Consider the following 18528-nt stretch of genomic DNA (forward strand, 5'->3'; position numbering starts at 1 on the left):
CCTTGCGTGTTCAGCCTCCCGAGATGTATCCATTGGCACTATCTGCCAATATTACACCAAAGGACGCCACGATCATGCCATCGACACTGGACTCGATCGATCGGCGGATTCTCGACGAACTGCAGTCCGATGGGCGCATAACCAATCAGGAACTGTCTGAAAGAGTCGGCCTGTCCCCCTCCCCCTGCCTGCGCCGGCTCAAGCAGCTGGAAGGCGAGGGCGTGATCACCCGCTACGTCGCCCTCGTCGATCCCGAGACGGTTGGGCTTGGCGTCACCGCCTTCGTCCGCGTGCGGCTGGACCAGCAGGACGATCGGCACCTTGAAGCCTTCGAAACCGCGATCATGCAGTTTCCCGAAGTCATGGAATGCTACCTGATGACCGGCGAGGCCGATTATCAGCTGCGCCTTCTGGTCCCTTCGCTGGGAACTTTCGAGGACTTCCTGCGCACCAAACTGACCCGGATAGAAGGCGTTTCGCAAGTCACAACCAGCTTCGCGCTGCGGCCGGTGGTCTACCGCACAAAGATCCCCGTCTGAAAATTGAGACGTCAGGCGCGCGTTACGGCGTAGCCGAAGGCGGCGGCGCGACCGATGATCTCAGTGCGGGTGAGGCGCTTCCGCTCGGCTCTATGCGCAGCCCCTGCCCGTCCAGCGTGACATCCAGCGGCACCCCTTCCACCTTTGTGCTCAGCACTGCCTGCCCGTTCTCGATACGGATGCGGTTGTCATCGCCCACCGGGATATCGCCAAGGTCGGGCACGTCGAGCGGCTGGACCGGGCCATCCGGATCAGCGGCCTTGCGCGGCGGCGGCGCGGCCTTTTCGCCCAGCGCCTCGCGCATGAAATCGCGCCAGATACGGGCTGGGACGGTGCCGCCCGACACGCCGTTCAGCGGCGAATTGTCATCGTTGCCGACCCATACGCCGACGACCAGATCACCCGAATAGCCCACGAACAGCGCATCGCGGTTTTCCTGACTGGTGCCGGTCTTGCCGAAGTTGGGCGCGCGCAGCATCGCCGCGCGGCCGGTGCCGCGATTGACGGTGGCACGCAGCATGCCTTCGATCGCCTCGTGATCGCGCTTCGACAAGGATCTCTTGCCGTCCAGCAGCCAGTCGAACCACCCGGCTTCCGGCACTGGAAAGGCGCGCGGCTCCACTGGGAAGCTGTTGGCCGCAACCCCGGCATAAGCCGAAGTCAGTTCCAGCAGCGTCATCGTCGCCGTGCCCAGCGCCAGACTGGGATCGCCCATCGGCAGCGGTGATGACACGCCAAGCCGCCGCGCCATGTCGATGACGGCTTCGTCCCCCACCTGATTGAACAGGCGAACTGCCGCCACATTGCTGGAACGGGCGAAGGCATCCTCCAGCGTGATCGTGGGCGAATAAGCGCGTCCGGCATTCTGGGGACGGTAGGAACCCGCCTCGATCGGCGTGTTGGGCACGGTGTCTTCCGGGCTCAGCCCGGATTTGAGCGCGGCAAGGTAGACGAACAGCTTGAAGGTTGAACCCGGCTGGCGGCGCGCCTGCGTCACACGATTGAAAGGGCTTTGCGCATAGTCGCGCCCGCCAACCATGGCGACGACTTCGCCATTGCGCCGCATCGCCACCAGCGCCACTTGCGTCCCGGCGGGGACCTGTCGGGTGGCTCGATGGGCGGCGGCCTGCAACCGGGAATCGAGCGTTGTGCGATACGTCTGCCCGGCATAGCCCGCCGCCTCGATCTGGCGCGCCTGTGGCAGCGCCCAGTCGGCGAAGTAGGTTCCGGTGGGCAGTTCGGCGCGGTTGCGCACGTCAAGCCGCGGCGTAGGCACGGACTTGGCGTGCTGCGGTGTCATGTAGCCTGCCTCGGCCATCGCGTGCAGCACCAGCCGCATGCGTTTTTGCGCCGCCGGGAAGTTGTTGGTAGGCGCAAGGCGCGAAGGGGCCTTCATCAACCCTGCCAGCAAAGCCGCCTGTGCTTCGGTCAGCTTTTCCGGCTGGCGATGGAAATAGTGCATTGAGGCGGCGCGGATGCCGTAGGTGTTGTCACCGAAGTAGGCGTTGGACAGATAGCGTTCGAGGATCTCGTCCTTGGTCAGCCATGCCTCCAGCCAGAACGCGATCAGCATCTCGCGCGCCTTGCGCGTCAGACTGCGTTCGGAACTGAGGAACGTGAACTTGGCCAGCTGCTGCGTGATCGTGGAGCCGCCCTGCGTACTGCCCCCGGTCACGTTGCTCAGCGCGGCGCGGGCGATACCGCGCGGATCGATGCCCCAGTGCGAATAGAACCGCCGGTCCTCGATCGCCAGAAACGCCTGCCAGACGTGCGGCGGCAAGGCGCTGATCCTGACCGGCTTGTCGGTGACGGCGCCGTTGCGCGCGATCGGCGTGCCATCTGCCGCCAGCAGCGTGATCTCCGGTGGGGCCATCGGCTGGAGCGACTTCGACAGCGGCGCCGTGATCGCCAGATAGCCCACCATCAGCACGAAGAGCGCCAGCATCCCCGCCAGCGTGCGCACGATGCGCTGCTTCCATGTCCAGCGGTGCCAAGGCAGCTTGCGCCAGACCCAGGCGAGCAGCCGCCCAGGCCAGCTGAGCCAGCCCCCGCCTTCGGGCATGGGCGTTTCGATGAGCACGTTGTCCAGTTCGGGCTCGCGGGGGTCTGCGGCTATGTGGCGGGAAAGCTCCATTGCGTGCAGCATCTAGCCGATTCTGACGCAAAAGGCATCCGCGCTTTCGACGAAGGGCGCCCCGGCATCGATCCGGGACGCGCCTTCCCTCAGTGCTTTTCCGCGTAAGGCATGATCAGCGTGCCGTCTGGTGCGGCTGTGTAGGTGGTCTGCGTCGGATAGGGGATAGAGATGCCCTCCTGCGCGAAGCGGCGCATGATCGATGCGACCAGACGGTCCCGCAGCGGATGGGCGACCGACCAGTCGTTGCCCGGCACATCGACCAGCAACGCGAAGTCCAGCGAGCTGGCGCCGAAGCTTTCGAAGCCCGCGCGCGATGCCTTGCCGCCTTCGGCCTCGACCAGTTCCCGCAGGATCGCAGGTACGCGCTCCAGCGTCTCGGGCGGGGTTTCGTAAGCGACGCCGATCGTGAACGGCAGGCGGATATGGTCGCGGCCGCTGACGTTCAGGATCTCCATGTCGAGCAGGTTCTTGTTGGCTATGATCCGCAGTTCGCCGGTATAGGCGCGGATGCGGGTGGACTTGAGGCCGATGGCCTCGATCACCCCGGAACTGGTGCCGAAACTGATCTGGTCACCCTTGCTGAACGGCCGGTCGAAGATGATCGCCAGCGCCGCGAAAAGGTCGGCGAAGATACCCTGCGCGGCCAGACCGATGGCGATGCCGCCGACGCCGAGGCCCGCGACAAGGCCGGTTACATTGACGCCGATGTTGTCGAGCAGCACCACGGCGGCCACCGCGAACACCACCGCGCTCACCAGCAGGCGGATCAGGCCCATGGCGTTGATGATCGCTTCACCCTTGAAGTGTTCGGCCGAAGTCTTGTGCTCGATCGCGCCCAGGATGAACTCACGCGCCCAGATCGCGCCCTGCAATACGGCGGCAAGGGTGAAGAAGAACGTCACCATCCTGTCCAGCATCGGCGGGGTCTGGGCATAGCCGTCCACTGCACGGATCGCGACCATGATGATAAAGTAGTTGGTGGTCTTGGTGATCACCCGACCGACGATGGTCAACCAGTCTCCGCGGCCACGCTCTTCCCGACACAGCCGCGCGCCAAGGCGGCGCAGCGCGTACAACGCGGAAACGATGGCGACAGCGATGGCCACCGCGATGATGATCTGCAGCCAGTAGGCCTCGAACCACGCAACCGTCGAACTCGACAGGTCGCGCACTTGCGTGGAAACGTCGGGAATGGAGGACTTGGCGGGCCTTGGAGTGGCAGCGGGGGTGGCTGCCGCTGCGGCGATAGTCTGGATTACGCTCATCGCGTGCTCATGATCCTGCGTCTGTTGCGTCGGCTGCGGATGGTGCGACCCGAACCGGCGGATGGGCGACACTCTCACGCGAGGGTGTGGAGCGTCAGCGCGGGCCTTTGAAATGAACGGCCTTCGGATTTGTTCCCGTATCGGCATGGTCCGGGCGGGTCAAACCTTGCGACTCCGATCCATATACCCTATGGGGGTATGGGTATGGCTCATCTCGGCAAGGACAATCAGGCGCTTATCATGCGCATACGGCGCATGGTCGGGCAGCTTCAGGCGGTGGAGCGCTCGCTCAACGAAGGGGAGGATTGCGCGAAAGTGCTGCTGCAAAGCGCGGCAGTGCGCGGCGCGGTCAACGGGTTCATCGACGAACTGATCGAGGATCATTTGCGGACCCACGTTTCCGCGCCCGACCTTTCCGATGCCGAGCGCGAGGACGGTGTTCAGGCCGTGATCACAGCGATCCGTCGTTACGCTAAGTAGAAAGACTGCATTTCCCATGGCTTCCCTGCCAAATCCAGCCGCCGGCGATCTTGGTCACGATCACGACTTCCTCGGCGCCTCGCACGATGCCAACGCCCGCCGCACGCGCTGGGTGGTGGCGCTTACCGCCGTCATGATGGTGGGAGAGATCGTGGCCGGGTATGCCACCGGATCCATGGCGCTGCTTGCAGACGGCTTCCACATGGCCACCCACGCCGGGGCACTGGGCGTCGCGGCGCTGGCTTATGGCTATGCCCGCCGCCACCGCCGCAATCCCGCCTTCAGCTTCGGCACCGGCAAAGTCGGCGATCTTGCAGGCTTCGCATCCGCGCTGGTGCTGGCGCTGTTTGCGGTGGGGATCGGCGTGGAATCGCTGGAGCGGCTGCTCAACCCCGGCCCCGTGGCCTTCGGGGATGCCACTATCGTTGCGGTAATCGGCCTGATCGTGAACATCGTCAGCGCCCTGCTGCTGTCGGGCGACCATCACCATGGGCATGGGCATGGGCATGGGCATGGGCATTCCCACGCACACGCACATAACGACAACAACTTGCGCTCCGCCTATCTGCATGTTCTGGCAGACGCGCTTACGTCTGTCATGGCGATCGTCGCGCTGTTGGCAGGACGCTATCTGGGCTGGGCATTCCTTGACCCGCTGATGGGCGTGGTCGGCGCGGTGGTCATCGCGCGCTGGTCATGGTCGCTGATGAAGGATACCGCCGCGATCCTGCTCGACCGCACCGACGATCACATCGCCGAAGAAGTCCGCGAAGCCATCGAAAGCCCCGGCGATGCGCGCATCACAGACCTTCACGTCTGGCGCATCGGGCCTGATGCGCATGCCGCGATCATCTCTGCCATTTCGCAGCAGGATCACACCGAACTGCGCCGCCGCCTGACGCCGGTGCACGAACTGCGCCACGTCTCGATCGAGCGGCGTTGACACACGGGGCTTCGACAAGCTCCGCCTGAGCGGGGCCGGCAAAAGGTCTTCGAAGGCCCCGCGCTTCAAACCTGATCCAACGTCACACCACAAACCAGGCGGTTTCCTCCCCGGTGGTGCTCGCGTAGCGCTCCAACTGGCTGTCGAGGCCCGAGAATTCCCAGGTGAGGCGCAGGAACACCGCATCCTCGCCATGCACCCATAGGCGCGCGGGGGGCCAGTGCGGTTGCCAGCGCAGTTCGTAGACATCAGCCGTGAATGTTCCCGCCGGGACGGCCAGTTCTTCCTTGCCGACATACGTGACGCCGATCGTGATCGGCAACGCAACAAGCGAACTTTCGCCGTTGATGTCGTAGGAACACGTGACGCTGGAGACCATCCGCTCGGTTCCCGGCGCGTCGGTTCCGCGCGCCAGCGCAATCGCACCGTCGCCCACCAGCGGGTGCAGGCCAAGATAATCCACCCTCCCCGGCAGCGTCTGGCTTGTGCGCCCAAGGTTCGCCGTCAAGGATTCGCAATGCGTGGCATCGGGCGTGAAATAGTACCACGAACTGCCGGTCAGCTTGCCGTGCTGAACGACGCGCACCTGCCCTTCGACCGGGCGCATATCAGCATCAAGGCTCCACGAGGCGTCGCGCGTCAGCGCGCCGTCGCCCATCTCGCAATAGGCACGCACGGTGCGGCCATCGGCGCGAACGTCGATGCCGAAATCCTCGATCCCCTGCGGGCCGTCGGCATGGTGATAGACGATTCGGCCGGCGTGGCGGCGAAGATACGTCACAGCGCCACCGTCACGGCCTTGGTCTCCAGATAGAGGTCCAGCCCCTCGCGCCCGAACTCACGCCCCCAGCCGGACTGCTTGAAGCCGCCGAACGGGATGTTGGCGCCGACCGCGCCATGGGTATTGACCGAGACGTGGCCCGAACGCACCCGCGCCGCCATCTTGTGCGCGGTCGACAGGTCCTGCGTCCAGACGCTGCCCGAAAGGCCGAAATCGCTGTTGTTTGCCATCGCCGCAATGGCGTCCAGATCGTCACCCTCGAACCGCTGGACGGCCATCACCGGACCGAAGATCTCCTCTCGCACCACGCGCATGTCAGGCGTGGTGTCGGCAACGATGGTGGGCTCCACGAAATGGCCGGGCCCTTCGGGCGCCTTGCCTCCTGCCACGATACGCGCGGGGCCTGCCTTCGCCTCCTCGACATAGCTCATCACGCGGGCCTTCTGCTTCGCGGAAATCAGCGGACCGATCATCGTGTCCGCCAGCAGGCCGTGGCCGATCTTCATCGAACCGGCGAAAGCGGCCATGCCTTCAAGCAGTTCGTCGTAGATATCCGCGTGAACGAAGATGCGCGTGCCCGCCATGCAGTTCTGGCCCTGCAGGAAGAACGTCGCCATCGAAACGCCGGGCACGGCCTTGGCCATGTCGACATCGGGGAACACGATAACCGGCGACTTGCCGCCCAGTTCAAGGCTGACTTTCTTGAGATCGTCAGCGCATTCGCGCACGATCAGCTTGCCTACCTCGGTCGATCCGGTGAACGATATCTTCGACACCAGCGGATGCTTGACCAGCGCCGCGCCCGCCGTAGCACCATCGCCGTTGACGATGTTGACGACGCCTTCGGGAAAGCCCGCTTCCATGATGAGACGGCCCAGCACGACCGCGCTGAGCGGCGTTTCCTCGGCAGGCTTGAGTACCACGGTGCAGCCCGCCGCCAGCGCCGGGGCCAGCTTGAGGCAGGCCATGGAAAGTGGCACGTTCCATGGCACGATCTGGCCGACGACGCCAACCGGTTCGCGCAGGGTGTAGGTCAGCGCCTCTCCGGCGGCGAGGACGTGCGCGGGCGGAGTGGTGGTGGTGCCCTCGATCCGCTCGGCCCAGCCGGCGTAGTAATGGAACAGCTCTGCGTTGTTTCGCGCGGTGAGGCTGGCTAGCCACATTGGCATGCCGTTATCGATGACCTCAAGTTCGGCCAGCACCCCGGCATTGGCTTCGAACAGGTCGGCCAGCTTGCGCAGCAGGCGCGCGCGTTCGAAGTGCGAAAGCTTCGACCACGGACCACCGAATGCCTTGTGTGCAGCGCGAACCGCCAGATCGATGTCCACCGCATCGCCCAGCGCGAAGCCCGCCAGCGCGGCTCCGGTCGCCGGATCATGCGTGGTGCCCGCCGCCCCGCCGGCGGCGGGTACGAACCTTCCGTCAATCAGCAGCGGAAAGTCGCCGCGCAGCACGTCCCATGTGCCGGGCGAAAGTTCGACGGGGAAATCGGCTGCAGTCAGGGTCATCTTATACTTCCACCTTGCCAGCGTCATAGGCGAACAGGCCCAGCGTTTCCTCGTTACGGATTTCCTTCTTGCCGAAGTTATCCGCGTCCTTGCTTTGCAGGCGTTCAGCGTTGGCGTTCGATTCCGCCTGGATGAACGTCGCATGCTCTATCCGCGCGCGCTCGTAACGCTCAATCGCCTCGGCCACCGTGGCGCTGGCCTCCATCGCGCGGGAAAGGACCACCGCGTCCTCGATTGCGCAGGAAGCGCCCTGCCCCAGAAACGGCGTCATCGCGTGCGCCGCATCGCCAAGCAGGGTGATGCATCCGCCCTGGTTCCAGGTCGACAGCGCCGAGCGGGCATTGATCGCCCACTTGAACAGCCGCTCTTCCTCAAGATGCGCGATCATGTACTGGATCGGCTCGCACCATCCGGCGAACACCTGCTGCAATTCGGTGCGCTTCGCCGGGATGGTCCAGCCATCGTCGGTCCAGCCTTCCTCGCGCGCGAAGAAGACAAGGTTGATCTGCGTGCCGCCGCGCAGCGGATACCACACCGCCATACGCTCCGGCCCGATGAAGTTGCCGGGGTTCTCGGCAAGCTCGCGCAACTGGTCGTCGACGGGCACGACACCACGCCATGCGACGTGGCCGGTGAAGTGGGCGGAGATCGGCTCGAAGTTCCTGCGCACGATGGACTTGAGGCCATCGGCGCCGATCAGCAGATCACCGTGATGTTCGGTGCCGTCTGCAAGCGTGAGTGCTGCTTGGGTGCCGTTGGGTGCCGCTTGCGTCACCCTTGCGGAAAGGTGCAGTTTTCCGCCAAGTTCACGCGCAGTGTCGACCAGAATCGCGTGAAGATCAGCCCGGTGCATGTAGAGATACGGCACACCGTACTTCTCACGCATCTGGTTTCCACGCTCTAACGTCTTGAGAACACGTCCATCTTCCCAATGCCGCACGACCTGCCGGATCGGCTCGCTGCCCGCGGCCTCGATCCGGGGACCAAGGCCAAGGTACTGCAACCCGGCCATGGCGTTGGGGGCAAGCGTTACGCCCGCCCCCACTTCCCCGAAGCTCTGCGCACCTTCAAAGACCTCGACCTCGAACCCCTTGCGCAGGAGCCCGATGGCCGCCGTCAGCCCGCCGATGCCGCCACCGGCAACGAGAACCCGGGCCGTTTCCATCAACCAAGCTGACCTGGAATATGGCTTTCGTGGTTCTGGAGATACCACTCCGCGATTTCCTCGCGAGTGGCCCACCAGACGCCGTCGAGCGACTTGGCATGCTCGATGAACTCACGAACCGCACGAACACGATGCGCCCGACCGGCAACGTGCGGGTGCAGGCCGATGTTCATGATGCGACCGCTTTTGGCGCCTTCGGCATAGAGCACGTCAAGCTCCTCGATCAGCGCATCGCGGAACTGATCGGTGGTGAAATTCTTGCGCGTGATGAAGGTGAAGTCATTGATCTCGTTGGAATAGGGGACCGAAACGATGGGGCCGTTCGGCGTGCGCAGCAGATACGGCTGATCGTCGTTCATGATGTCGCAGTAGAAGGTGCAGCCTTCACCCGCGAGAATGTCCGCCGTCTGCATCGTGCCGCGCAAGGAGGACGAGAGCCAGCCCTTCGACTTGCGGCCGGTGTACTTCTCGAACTGTTCGAGAGAGCGCATGATGATATCGCGCTCCTTCTCGGGTTCGTGCGCGAAGGTGGTGAGCAGTTCGCCCTGTTCCCAGTTGTGGGTAAGCAGCTCCCAGCCGCGCTCCAGCACCGCGTCGGTCATCGCTTTGCGACGTTCGAAGGTGACGGCATTGGTGGTGCAGCTGGCCTTCACGCCCAGTTCGTCGAACAAGTCGAACAAGCGCCAGATGCCCACGCGCTGGCCGTATTCGCGCCAGGTGTAGTTCGGGAAGTCCGGCGTGTTGCCGGGCAGGATGTCAGGCAGGATCGCCGGGCCGCCCGCGTAATAGGGCTTGTCGGTATCCTTGGTGAGGTCCCATGTCTCAAGATTGAAGGTGATCAGCAGCGCGACGCGCTTGCCGTCCGGCCACTGGAGCGGCTGGCGCTGCGGCATCGGGACGTAATCGTATTCCATTGTGAACTCCGTATTCCAATCTCTCGACCCTGAGGTCAGCTTAGAGCGCCGATGCCGTATCGCCAGTGCTTGATTTGCAAGCGTCGGATCAGAAATCCGCAAGCAGGCGACCGAAGCCTTCCTTCTGGTCCGTGAAACCCATCGTGCGCAAAGCATGCCAGTAAGTTGCGGTATTAATTGCAATAACTGGCTTCTCAAGCCAGAATTCCGCCATTGCCGCTACTTCCGCGAAGGCAAGATTGGTGCCCGCCTGGATCACCGCATCGACGCCTTCGCTCACCTTGATCGCGGTGCGCTTGAGGGTCTGCTTGCTTTCGTGCGCGATCAGCATCGGCGACTGGCACTTGAGCCCCTCGATGTGGACCACCTCGTAGCCCTGATCCTCGAAGAACTTTTTGACGTTGGCATCACCCACAGGTGCGTAGGGCGTAAGGATGCCGATCTTGCGGATCTTCTTGCCATCGGCCTCTTCATAGGCCCGGATCGCGGCGTCAACGGCGGTCGAGCCCATGATCACCGGCACGCCGCCGGTCCGCTCCAACATGCGCTGATGCAGACGCTCGGCACCCTCTGCACCGTCCCAGAAGGTTTCGGCGGACATACCCATGATGACGCAACCGGGGTCCATCGACATCGACACGTCGACCGCATCGAAAGTGGCGCTGCGGATGTTCTCAAGCATCTCCACGAACGTTGCATCGTCCACGACCTTGGTGTCGGGAATCGAGATGCGCGAGAAGTGGTTGGTTACGCCGCGCGGGCGCATGTCCGCGTACTCGGGCTCGACGCTGGTATTGGTCGAGGGGGCGACCACCGCGAACTTCATGCGGTAACCGAGAGAATCCGTCATTTTATGTTTCCCACGCAGCTGGAGAGCGGGCTCTCCGTAAGAGTTGCAGACTTGGGCCGGCAGAACCCTGGCCGGAAGATCGTGTCGCCCTTGCGGATCGGGGGCTGCTGATGCCCTCGTTCAAGGCCGTTCATCGCGCCGCGAGCCGACCTTCCGCAAGGCCGCACCCGGTCCGTTGTCCACCTGACGACTATTGGTGCCCGCGCACTCGCGGCGACGTGGCTGCGCGGGAACTATCGGTGCGAACCAACAAAGGCAGACCGATGACCGAGCATCCCTCCTCAGCCCTTATTCGTGCGACAATCTTTGTGCGTGATCTGGACAAGGCGACGCAGTTCTACCGCGCTATCGGCCTCACCGAGACTTACTTCGAAGGCAAGCTGAGCCACCCTTCGGCGACCGAAATCCTGGGCTTCGATGACCCGCGTCCGTTCGAGATCCGCATCGTCAAGCGCCCCGGCCCCAATTACGGGATGGTCGGCCTGTTCAAGCTGGCGGACGGAACTACAGATGAAATCATCCCGCTCGCGACCGGCCCTGCCCGCATCGGCGAGGTGGCGCTGGTTTTTTACGTGACCGATATGGCCGCAACGATGAAGAAGCTGCGCGCCCTGGGCGCTACGTGGGCGCCGGAACCGAAGGTCTTCGCGATGGAGCACCGCGCACAGCTGGAAGTCTGCATCCGCGACTGCGACGGAATTTTCATCAACCTTGTCGAAACTGACCCAACGCAGCAGGAACGCAAACGACCGGAACTCGACTACGCTTGATTGGCCAGAAATGCTTCCACCGCGCGGGCGACCCCGCGCGGATCGGCAGTGGCCTGAAAGTTAGCGCCCCCGGTAACGGCAAGGCTCGCACCAGGAAAAGCTGCTTTGGCGCGGTCTAGCTCGGCGTGAAAATAGTCGTCGGGAGAAGTCAGCAGCAGCACCGGCACCCTGACCTGCGCGGCCAGCTTCGGCGTGTCTGACTTCGCCACCGCCATGTAAGCTTGAGGCCGCGCCCTCCACGCCCGCAGCATGGCGACGACCTCATCGTGGATGATTTCCACGTCGATGTCCTCGTTATAGCCTGCCGCATAGTCCCAGTTGGTCTGGAGGTGCGACCCGTCGCGCTTCAGAGCAATGGGTTCCCCATGCGTTTCCTCAAAATGGGCACGCTCCTCGGGCGTCATCAGTTCCGCGCCCGCCAGCATAATCGAGGCTACCCGCTCCGAATGGTTCGCGGCGAAAAAGACAGCCAGACTGGAGCCCGTGTGATGCCCGAAAGCGTGGAAACGCCTGATCCCGAGCGCGTCGATCCCTTCCAGAATCCACGTCGCATAGTCCGCCAGCGAGGGCCAGCCAACCGGATCGAAGCTCCCCCCGAAGCCGGGCGTATCGATGGCGACCAGCCGGTTGGGTAAATCCAGCTCAGCCAGCAGCGGATCGTAGCTCTGCGCCGAACATGCGGTCTGGTGCAGGAAGACGATGGCGGGCTCCGAACCCGCCACCTCGCGCACATGCAGCTGCCCGTCCGCAAGGTCCACGTAGGACTTGCGGACGGTATTGCGGCTCACAGGCCCAGCACGCCTGGACCGACCAGGCCCTGCGGATCGAGCGCGGACTTTATCGCGCTGACCAGCGCCTTGGGCTCTGCGCCGAGACGCGCGGCGTAAGGGTACGCACGGCCAAGCTGGAAGTGCAGGGCGCCGTGGGCGTCGTAGAGGTCGATCAGTTCGCCCTTGAGGCGATGGACGTACTCACGCGCCGCCGGGTTCGCCGGGAACTTCGGCAGGCTGGCGAGATAGTCGCCCGGCACCGATTCCGTGTGGTAGGCGGTCTGCTCGTCCGGCCAGTAGAGCGCGATCTCGTAGAGGAACCCGCTCGAACCGACGGTGGAGTACATACCGCCACCCCAGACGCCGTGCTGCTTCATGTCGCTAGCGCGGTCCGCGTAGAAGCGCTGCAGCGCATCGTGGAAGTCGCGCACCCGATCATGCGCCATGACTCCGTGCAGCGGCACCCAGCGCTCACCGCCTGGGCCAAGCGTGTTGTAGAGCGGTGCAAAGGGCATGCCGCGCACCACCGAAGGCACCGTCGCGACGATCTCGCGGCCAAGGTCGGCGGTCAGGTCGCGCAGGCGCTGCAGCTTGGCGCGGCACTCGGCATCGTCGAAGCCCTCGACGATGTAGTGCGTCATGAAGTTCGAGGCGGAAATCTGCTTGCGGGCGAGGATACCCGCAGCCGCGACCTGCTTGAGACCGGCGAAGACCGAAGGCGAACTCTTGACGATGGACATGGCCATCGCAAGCTGGCCTCCGGCACGCTCCTGCTTGGCGATCTGGCCCTGCGACAACGCGGCGTCGAGCGCGAAGTGCGAATCCTCGACCCGCTCCATGGCGATGCGGCGCATGGATTCGTGCATCTGCGCGAACTCAGCGAAGGCGAAAGACAGTACCCGATGCGCGGGCTTACCGCGCAGCAGCGGCAGGGTGACGCGGGCCTTGAGGCCGAACACGCCGCAGTCGCCGGTGAACAACCCGGTGAGGTCAGGCCCGGCATAGCGGCCAAACGGCTTCTCGCGCAGCGCGCCTGTGCCGGTGCGCAGCAGGCGGCCATCGGCCAGCACAATATCGAAGGCCAATGCCGATTCCGCCGAGATGCCCCAGGCGCCGGAGCCGTGGCTGATCGAGTTTTGCGACATCGATCCGCCGATGGTCGCCGCGATGCCGGAGAACGGGCCGCGGAACGGCGTGCGCAGACCCTTGGCGGCAAGCGCGTCGGACAACTGGAGCCAGGTGACGCCCGCCTCGACGGTAACGTAGCCGTTAAACTCGTCGATCTCGACGATCCTGTTCAGACGGCTCATGTCGATGAGCAGGTGCGAGCCGTCGACCGCGTTGTAGCCGTCGGTATAGGATGCCCCGCCACCACGGACGGTAAAGGGCAGCTTCGCCGCCGCTGCTTCGCGTACCACGGCCTGCAGTTCCTCGACCGTCCCCGGCCGCGCAACCGCGCCCGGCATGACCTGTGCGCGGTAGACGTCAGTGGCGAAATAGGCGACCTTGGCGGGATCGGTCAGCAGGTTGTCGGCGCCGACGATATTGGCCAGCGCGCTCGCATTCATGCTCATCGTATCGCTTACCCTTCCGCGATCGCGTCAAGGGTGGCGATGTAGCCCTCTGTGGTTTCCTTGCCCGATGCCTCGGACGCTTCCTTGCGGACGAGGTAGAACATGCGCTCCAGCATCTGCTGACGGCGCGCCTCACGCATTTCGAGCGCGGCGTCGTCAAGGACAAGCGCATCGACTTCGGCGCGTGCGTCGATGTTGTGGTTGGCCAGCACGCGCTGGGTGGAATCGAGCTGGTCGGCCAGCACCGAAACCTCGCCCGCCAGAACCATGATCATGCCCATCATCTGATCGAGAGCCGGGTCCTGGTAGAACTGGGGCCGCTTGCCCCGTGAGTCACGCTTCATGTCTGTATCTCGTTCCTAAAGGGGTCAGGCCGCAGGCTGCGTTTCAGGCTTCTGCGCAATCAGGACTTCCCAGCCACCACCGGGAGCGAACTCACCAGCCGTGAACTCGCGCTCAGCGACGTCGGCAGCCGATGCCTCGGTGTAGCCAGCACCGGCATATTCCATCACCGCCATCGGTGCGGTGTCGAAGCGGATGGTCGCCGGATCGAAGCCCGCTTTCGTAGCCAGCGCGATCTGGTCCATGTCGCGCATGGCGCCCCAGAACGGCTCGTTGTTGTAGTAGGTTTCGTTGTCGAGGATGAACTGCGTGAACGGGTCCATCAGGTCGAACGGCGGGAGATCCGCGTGGATCATCAGCCCGCCGGGCTTCAGAACGCGGAAGCATTCCTCGAACACCCGGGGCATCGCCTTGCCGCTGGTTTCATGCAGCAGGATATGGCTGACGACGAGGTCGAAGGATGCGTCCTCGAATTCGGTCTTCTCGGCGTTCATCTGTGCGAAGTTGACGTCGAGGCCCATGGCGCCCGCACGGGCATGGGCATAGCGAACCATCGGCCCGCCCACATCGACACCCCAGATTTCCGCGTCCGGGAAAAGTTCCTTGTAAGGCAGAGTGGAGTGCCCGACCGTGCAGCCCAGATCAAGGATGCGCTTCGGCTTGAAGTCCGGCATGTTGCGCTTGAGGTAGTTCACCACCGAGCGCCCCATGTCGTCGTTGAACGGGCCGGTGTAGCCCATCGAATAGAGGTACACACCACGGTCGTAGAGGACACCGAGTGACACCTCATCGGCGTCTTCCGGGCCGCCTGCATAACCGCCGGGCATGCAGTGGATGTCGAGTGACGATACGTAGCGAGGAACCTCGAAGCCTTCGGGGATGCGTAGCTCGCCTTTGTTCTTCGCCGAATTCTCCGCCGCCGCAGCCTTGAGGCTTTCTTCCTCGCGCTCGATGGAATCGATCACGCTGTCCCACAGCAATTCCTGGCTGATGCGGTTAGCGGCGGCATAGTGGCGGAAGTAGTTATCCGGCACCATCGCCTTGCGGATGTCGTGGCGGTCAGCCGGAGCGCGCCCGGCTTCCTTCTCGAACCGCTGCGACGCACGACCCGAATAAATCGGGTAGAGGCCGGGCAACAGGCCCTGCTGGATGAAGTGCTTGAAGCTCTTCGCGAACTCCTGGCGTGAAGCTTCTTCCGAGGTCGGGGTGGGCAGCATGCCATGGAGCTGCTGCTGGAAAGTGTTGAGCATCTGGGTATCCCTGAAGACGTATGCGTAAACTATAAGCGGGACCGGCGATCACGCACCTACGAAAGTGGAATCTCCACTCCTCGGAGAATGGGGGCTCACACCCACTTGCCTGAAGTGTACCCGCCATCGACCGGGATCGCGGCCCCGGTCACGAAGCTGGCTGCATCCGAGATAAGGAAAGCGACCATTTGCGCAACCTCCACCGGCTTGCCTATCCGGCGCAGCGCATGGGCCTGAAGGTTCGCCTGCATCAGCGCCTCCAACCCGGCGTCGGCAAGCGGAGCCGTCATCTGCGTCTCGATCAGACCCGGGCACACGCAGTTCACGCGAACGCCTGCGTCAGCTAGATCCACCGCCATGCAGCGTGTCAGATGGATCACTGCCGCCTTGCTGACCCCATAGGCCACACAGTCATTGCGGGCGACGAGGCCGAACGTCGAACCGATATTCACGATTGAACCACGCCCCCGCTCACGCATTGCGGGCAGCACCGCCCGGCAGCCCAGCGCCGTACCCCGCAGGTTCACGGCCATGATCCGGTCCCAGTCCTTGATCGCAATCTCGTCGATAGCGCCAAGGCCGCCGACGCCCGCACAGTTGACGAGCCCGTCGATGCCGACTTCCGCTTCCAGCTTCGCCACAAGCGCCGCCCATGCATCCGGATCAGCCACATCCAGCGCCACCCCTGCGCCGCCCTGATCATGAAGGTCAGCGCGGATGACCACACGTCCCGCAGCCTCGATGATATCCGCCGCGGCCTTGCCGATCCCGGACGCTGCCCCCGTGACGAGTACGACACCTGCGCCGTCCGGCGCGGTAAGGTTTGCCATCATGACCTCCACTGATTGTTGTGAAGTCAATGTGACGGCCACCGGGCAGGGTGGCGCGTCGTGCAGCATTTTTTATCCGCACTGCGGATCATGCATGGGCCGATGCGTCCGAGTTATCATCCTGCGGACAGTTTGCGGCGCAGCATTGCGATAAAACCTTATCACCGACAGCTTCCTCTTGCCTGACGGTCGCCGACGCCCAGCTCGCCAAAAAAAGCGAACCGCGTCACCCAAGGCCAGGGTTCAGAACATATCACGCGCAAAGGTTCATTCGACACCATGATGAAGGCTTTTTCCAAGGGGCTCCTGCTCGCGACCGCGATCGGCTCCTTCCCCGCCATGGCAGCCGCGCAGGACGCGACCGCAGAGGCGAGCAGCGATGCGAACGGCTTCGGCGATATCGTCGTCACCTCGCAGCGCACCGAGCAGCGCCTGCAGGATGTGCCGATCAGCGTCACCGCAATCACCGCTGACGAAATCCAGACCCGCCAGGTGAATGCCCCTACCGACGTTGCGCGTCTTGTTCCCAACCTCAAGCTCGATGGCGTGACCGGCGGCTCGGCCGGCCTCAAGGCCTACATCCGCGGCGGCGGTGGAACCGATGGCGGTTACGTGATGTCGGAGGCCGAAGTCGCTCTCTACATCAACGACGTCTACAACGCCCGTATGCAGGGCGCGCTGATGGACTTTGCAGAAATCGAGCGCATCGAAGTCCTGCGCGGGCCCCAGGGCGTGCTCTATGGCCGCAACGCGTCTGCTGGTGCGATCAACATCATCACCAAGCAGCCGTCGGACGAATTCACCGGCAACGTGCAGGCTGGCTACGGCACCTGGAACGAGCGCCGCCTCAAGGGCTACATCTCGGTTCCGCTAAGCGAGGACGGCAAGTGGGCCGCATCGTTCAACGGCATCGTGCGCGCGCGTGACGGTGGCCGCCAATACAATGCTACGCTCGACAAGAAAGTAGGCAAGGAAGACTTCAAGGGCGGCCAGTTCGACCTCGCCTACAAGGGCGACGTCGTGAAGGCTCGGTTGAACCTGTTCTACCTTGACCTGAACTCGGACGGTCAGTGGTCGGTCAACACAACCACCAACGACGAAGGCAAGATCGTTCCGCTTTCGGGCTCGTACCGCACCGTGCTGTCGCCGGTGGAATCCGACACCCGCGTCAAGCAGAAGGGTGGCTCGCTTCACCTTTCGGCTGATTATCCGGGCGGCACGCTGACTTCCATCACCGGCTACTCCGAGATGGATGATTTCTGGATTCAGGACTTCTCCGGCGGCTATCCGGCCGAGGATCCGCAGGCACTGTTCGTGCGTAGCAGCGACTCTCAGCAGTGGCAGTTCAGCCAGGAAATCAACGCCGCGGGTTCGTTGGCTAACGGCTTCGTCGATTACGTCGTCGGTTTCTATTACTTCCACGAGAATGGCGATCAGATCGTCGACACTACGACGTTTGGCTTCCCTTCCCGCACCAACTTCCATGCGAAGACCGACGCCTGGGCGGGTTACGGCCAGCTGACCTTCAACGTCACCGACCAGCTCGCTCTGATTGCCGGTGGTCGCTACACGCTTGAGGACAAGTCGCTCAACGCCGACATTGGTGGCGATCCGGCCGTCAGCCGCGATCACTACAAGAAGTTCACCCCGAAGCTGGGCATCAACTTCAAGCCCAGCAACGATGTGCTGCTCTATGGCTCTTACAGTGTGGGCTTCAAGTCGGGTGGTTATAACGGCCTTGCTTCTACGGCTGACCAGCTGGCCGAAGCTTTCAAACCGCAGACCACTGACGCCTTCGAAGCTGGCATCAAAGCAGACCTCGGCAGCACCGTGCGGGTCGCGCTTTCGGGCTTCGTCAACAAGATCCAGAACCGTCAGGAATCGATCAACCTCGGTGATGGCGGCTTCCTGATCGAAAATTACGATATCACGATAAAGGGCCTTGAGGCCGAGATCGCCTGGAAGCCGATTTACGGCCTGCAAATTTGGGGTAACGGCGCTCTCAACGACGGCAAATACCGTAACGTGCCCACCGATGCCTCGCTCGCCGGAAATACGCCGCCGTTCCTGCCGGATTATCAGGCGACGATCGGCTTCGACTACAACTTCGACCTCGGATCGGGCAAGGTGAAGTTCGGCGCCGACGCCAACTTCCGCGACGCCTATTACTCCACGGCGGACAATGCCGCCATCGGCGCGGTCACCTCAACGCAGATCGTCAACGCCTATGTCGGCTACGATGTAGGGCCATGGCAGTTCCAGGTCGCGGGCAAGAACCTGTTCAACCAGATCAACTGGCAGACCGGTTTCGGCTTCGACGTGGTCAACCCGCGCTTCATGACCGATCCGCGGACGGTGCTGGCAACCGCTCGCTACAGCTTCTGAACTCTCCCGGACCGGGTGTCAGCAA

Annotated in this window: 17 protein-coding genes; 5 read left to right on the forward strand and 12 right to left on the reverse strand. The window is 63.4% G+C overall.

The window, feature by feature from the left end:
- Window positions 1-74 precede the first annotated feature (74 nt).
- The gene (locus A8V01_RS01130) at window positions 75-539 is read left to right on the forward strand and encodes an Lrp/AsnC family transcriptional regulator (protein WP_103094102.1); all 465 of its coding nucleotides are present in this window, start codon (window positions 75-77) and stop codon (window positions 537-539) included.
- Window positions 540-561: 22 nt separating this feature from the next.
- Here A8V01_RS01130 and A8V01_RS01135 read toward each other — a convergent pair whose 3' ends face one another.
- Together A8V01_RS01135 and A8V01_RS01140 are read right to left on the reverse strand one after the other, a co-directional pair.
- Window positions 562-2673 carry a transglycosylase domain-containing protein gene (locus A8V01_RS01135; RefSeq protein ID WP_103094194.1) on the reverse strand — a complete coding sequence of 704 codons (2112 nt, stop codon included), beginning with the start codon at window positions 2671-2673 and terminating at the stop codon, window positions 562-564.
- Between the two features lie 89 nt (window positions 2674-2762).
- Window positions 2763-3941, reverse strand: a complete 1179-nt coding sequence (locus A8V01_RS01140) for a mechanosensitive ion channel family protein (RefSeq protein WP_103094195.1) — start codon at window positions 3939-3941, stop codon at window positions 2763-2765.
- A 204-nt stretch (window positions 3942-4145) separates the two neighbouring features.
- Here A8V01_RS01140 and A8V01_RS01145 point away from each other — a divergent pair, with 204 nt between their 5' ends.
- Together A8V01_RS01145 and dmeF are read left to right on the forward strand one after the other, a co-directional pair.
- A complete protein-coding gene (locus tag A8V01_RS01145; RefSeq protein ID WP_103094103.1) occupies window positions 4146-4421 on the forward strand; it encodes a metal/formaldehyde-sensitive transcriptional repressor in 276 nt (91 codons plus the stop codon).
- A 16-nt stretch (window positions 4422-4437) separates the two neighbouring features.
- Complete coding sequence (dmeF, locus tag A8V01_RS01150) at window positions 4438-5364, forward strand: CDF family Co(II)/Ni(II) efflux transporter DmeF (protein ID WP_103094104.1); 927 nt, start codon at window positions 4438-4440, stop codon at window positions 5362-5364.
- 82 nt (window positions 5365-5446) lie between these two features.
- Here dmeF and A8V01_RS01155 read toward each other — a convergent pair whose 3' ends face one another.
- The 5 genes from A8V01_RS01155 to A8V01_RS01175 form a co-directional block, all read right to left on the reverse strand.
- Entirely contained in the window at window positions 5447-6145 is a 699-nt protein-coding gene (locus tag A8V01_RS01155) for a hypothetical protein (RefSeq protein ID WP_103094105.1), read from the reverse strand.
- Window positions 6142-7653, reverse strand: a complete 1512-nt coding sequence (locus A8V01_RS01160; protein ID WP_103094106.1) for an aldehyde dehydrogenase family protein — start codon at window positions 7651-7653, stop codon at window positions 6142-6144. Before A8V01_RS01160 ends, A8V01_RS01155 begins: the two co-directional genes overlap by 4 nt.
- A 1-nt stretch (window position 7654) precedes the next feature.
- Complete coding sequence (locus A8V01_RS01165; protein WP_103094107.1) at window positions 7655-8818, reverse strand: FAD-dependent monooxygenase; 1164 nt, start codon at window positions 8816-8818, stop codon at window positions 7655-7657.
- Complete coding sequence (locus tag A8V01_RS01170) at window positions 8818-9732, reverse strand: polysaccharide deacetylase family protein (RefSeq protein WP_103094108.1); 915 nt, start codon at window positions 9730-9732, stop codon at window positions 8818-8820. The genes A8V01_RS01165 and A8V01_RS01170 overlap by 1 nt, the downstream gene beginning before the upstream one ends.
- An 88-nt stretch (window positions 9733-9820) precedes the next feature.
- Window positions 9821-10582 (reverse strand): maleate cis-trans isomerase family protein, encoded by a 762-nt coding sequence (locus tag A8V01_RS01175; protein WP_103094109.1) that lies wholly within the window; start codon window positions 10580-10582, stop codon window positions 9821-9823.
- Between the two features lie 263 nt (window positions 10583-10845).
- Between A8V01_RS01175 and A8V01_RS01180 the strand changes: the two genes are divergently transcribed.
- A complete protein-coding gene (locus A8V01_RS01180; protein ID WP_146037154.1) occupies window positions 10846-11352 on the forward strand; it encodes a VOC family protein in 507 nt (168 codons plus the stop codon).
- Here A8V01_RS01180 and A8V01_RS01185 read toward each other — a convergent pair.
- The 5 genes from A8V01_RS01185 to A8V01_RS01205 all read right to left on the reverse strand — a co-directional run bounded on the left by A8V01_RS01185 (window position 11343) and on the right by A8V01_RS01205 (window position 16118).
- Window positions 11343-12140, reverse strand: coding sequence for an alpha/beta fold hydrolase (locus A8V01_RS01185; protein ID WP_103094111.1), 798 nt, complete (start codon window positions 12138-12140; stop codon window positions 11343-11345). The genes A8V01_RS01180 and A8V01_RS01185 overlap by 10 nt on opposite strands.
- Window positions 12137-13696: an FAD-binding oxidoreductase gene (locus tag A8V01_RS01190; RefSeq protein ID WP_103094112.1), complete on the reverse strand. Its 1560-nt coding sequence runs from the start codon at window positions 13694-13696 to the stop codon at window positions 12137-12139. Before A8V01_RS01190 ends, A8V01_RS01185 begins: the two co-directional genes overlap by 4 nt.
- Before the next feature lie 8 nt (window positions 13697-13704).
- Entirely contained in the window at window positions 13705-14040 is a 336-nt protein-coding gene (locus A8V01_RS01195) for a hypothetical protein (RefSeq protein WP_103094113.1), read from the reverse strand.
- 24 nt (window positions 14041-14064) lie between these two features.
- Window positions 14065-15288 (reverse strand): class I SAM-dependent methyltransferase, encoded by a 1224-nt coding sequence (locus tag A8V01_RS01200; RefSeq protein WP_103094114.1) that lies wholly within the window; start codon window positions 15286-15288, stop codon window positions 14065-14067.
- A 95-nt stretch (window positions 15289-15383) separates the two neighbouring features.
- Window positions 15384-16118: an SDR family NAD(P)-dependent oxidoreductase gene (locus A8V01_RS01205; protein ID WP_170065794.1), complete on the reverse strand. Its 735-nt coding sequence runs from the start codon at window positions 16116-16118 to the stop codon at window positions 15384-15386.
- 279 nt (window positions 16119-16397) lie between these two features.
- On the opposite strand from A8V01_RS01205, the gene A8V01_RS01210 reads away from it, so the two are divergent.
- Window positions 16398-18503: a TonB-dependent receptor gene (locus tag A8V01_RS01210; RefSeq protein ID WP_103094116.1), complete on the forward strand. Its 2106-nt coding sequence runs from the start codon at window positions 16398-16400 to the stop codon at window positions 18501-18503.
- The last annotated feature ends 25 nt before the right edge of the window (window positions 18504-18528 follow it).

It is taken from the genome of Novosphingobium guangzhouense, assembly GCF_002896965.1.
GTDB lineage: Bacteria > Pseudomonadota > Alphaproteobacteria > Sphingomonadales > Sphingomonadaceae > Novosphingobium > Novosphingobium guangzhouense.

Excerpts from the sequence above, each read along its gene's own strand:
- A8V01_RS01130 (WP_103094102.1), top strand. The coding sequence starts at position 75 with ATGCCATCGACACTGGACTCGATCGATCGGCGGATTCTCGACGAACTG.
- A8V01_RS01135 (WP_103094194.1), bottom strand. The coding sequence starts at position 2,673 with ATGGAGCTTTCCCGCCACATAGCCGCAGACCCCCGCGAGCCCGAACTG.
- A8V01_RS01140 (WP_103094195.1), bottom strand. The coding sequence starts at position 3,941 with ATGAGCGTAATCCAGACTATCGCCGCAGCGGCAGCCACCCCCGCTGCC.
- A8V01_RS01145 (WP_103094103.1), top strand. The coding sequence starts at position 4,146 with ATGGCTCATCTCGGCAAGGACAATCAGGCGCTTATCATGCGCATACGG.
- dmeF (WP_103094104.1), top strand. The coding sequence starts at position 4,438 with ATGGCTTCCCTGCCAAATCCAGCCGCCGGCGATCTTGGTCACGATCAC.
- A8V01_RS01160 (WP_103094106.1), bottom strand. The coding sequence starts at position 7,653 with ATGACCCTGACTGCAGCCGATTTCCCCGTCGAACTTTCGCCCGGCACA.
- A8V01_RS01165 (WP_103094107.1), bottom strand. The coding sequence starts at position 8,818 with ATGGAAACGGCCCGGGTTCTCGTTGCCGGTGGCGGCATCGGCGGGCTG.
- A8V01_RS01170 (WP_103094108.1), bottom strand. The coding sequence starts at position 9,732 with ATGGAATACGATTACGTCCCGATGCCGCAGCGCCAGCCGCTCCAGTGG.
- A8V01_RS01175 (WP_103094109.1), bottom strand. The coding sequence starts at position 10,582 with ATGACGGATTCTCTCGGTTACCGCATGAAGTTCGCGGTGGTCGCCCCC.
- A8V01_RS01180 (WP_146037154.1), top strand. The coding sequence starts at position 10,846 with ATGACCGAGCATCCCTCCTCAGCCCTTATTCGTGCGACAATCTTTGTG.
- A8V01_RS01190 (WP_103094112.1), bottom strand. The coding sequence starts at position 13,696 with ATGAGCATGAATGCGAGCGCGCTGGCCAATATCGTCGGCGCCGACAAC.
- A8V01_RS01195 (WP_103094113.1), bottom strand. The coding sequence starts at position 14,040 with ATGAAGCGTGACTCACGGGGCAAGCGGCCCCAGTTCTACCAGGACCCG.
- A8V01_RS01200 (WP_103094114.1), bottom strand. The coding sequence starts at position 15,288 with ATGCTCAACACTTTCCAGCAGCAGCTCCATGGCATGCTGCCCACCCCG.
- A8V01_RS01205 (WP_170065794.1), bottom strand. The coding sequence starts at position 16,118 with ATGGCAAACCTTACCGCGCCGGACGGCGCAGGTGTCGTACTCGTCACG.
- A8V01_RS01210 (WP_103094116.1), top strand. The coding sequence starts at position 16,398 with ATGATGAAGGCTTTTTCCAAGGGGCTCCTGCTCGCGACCGCGATCGGC.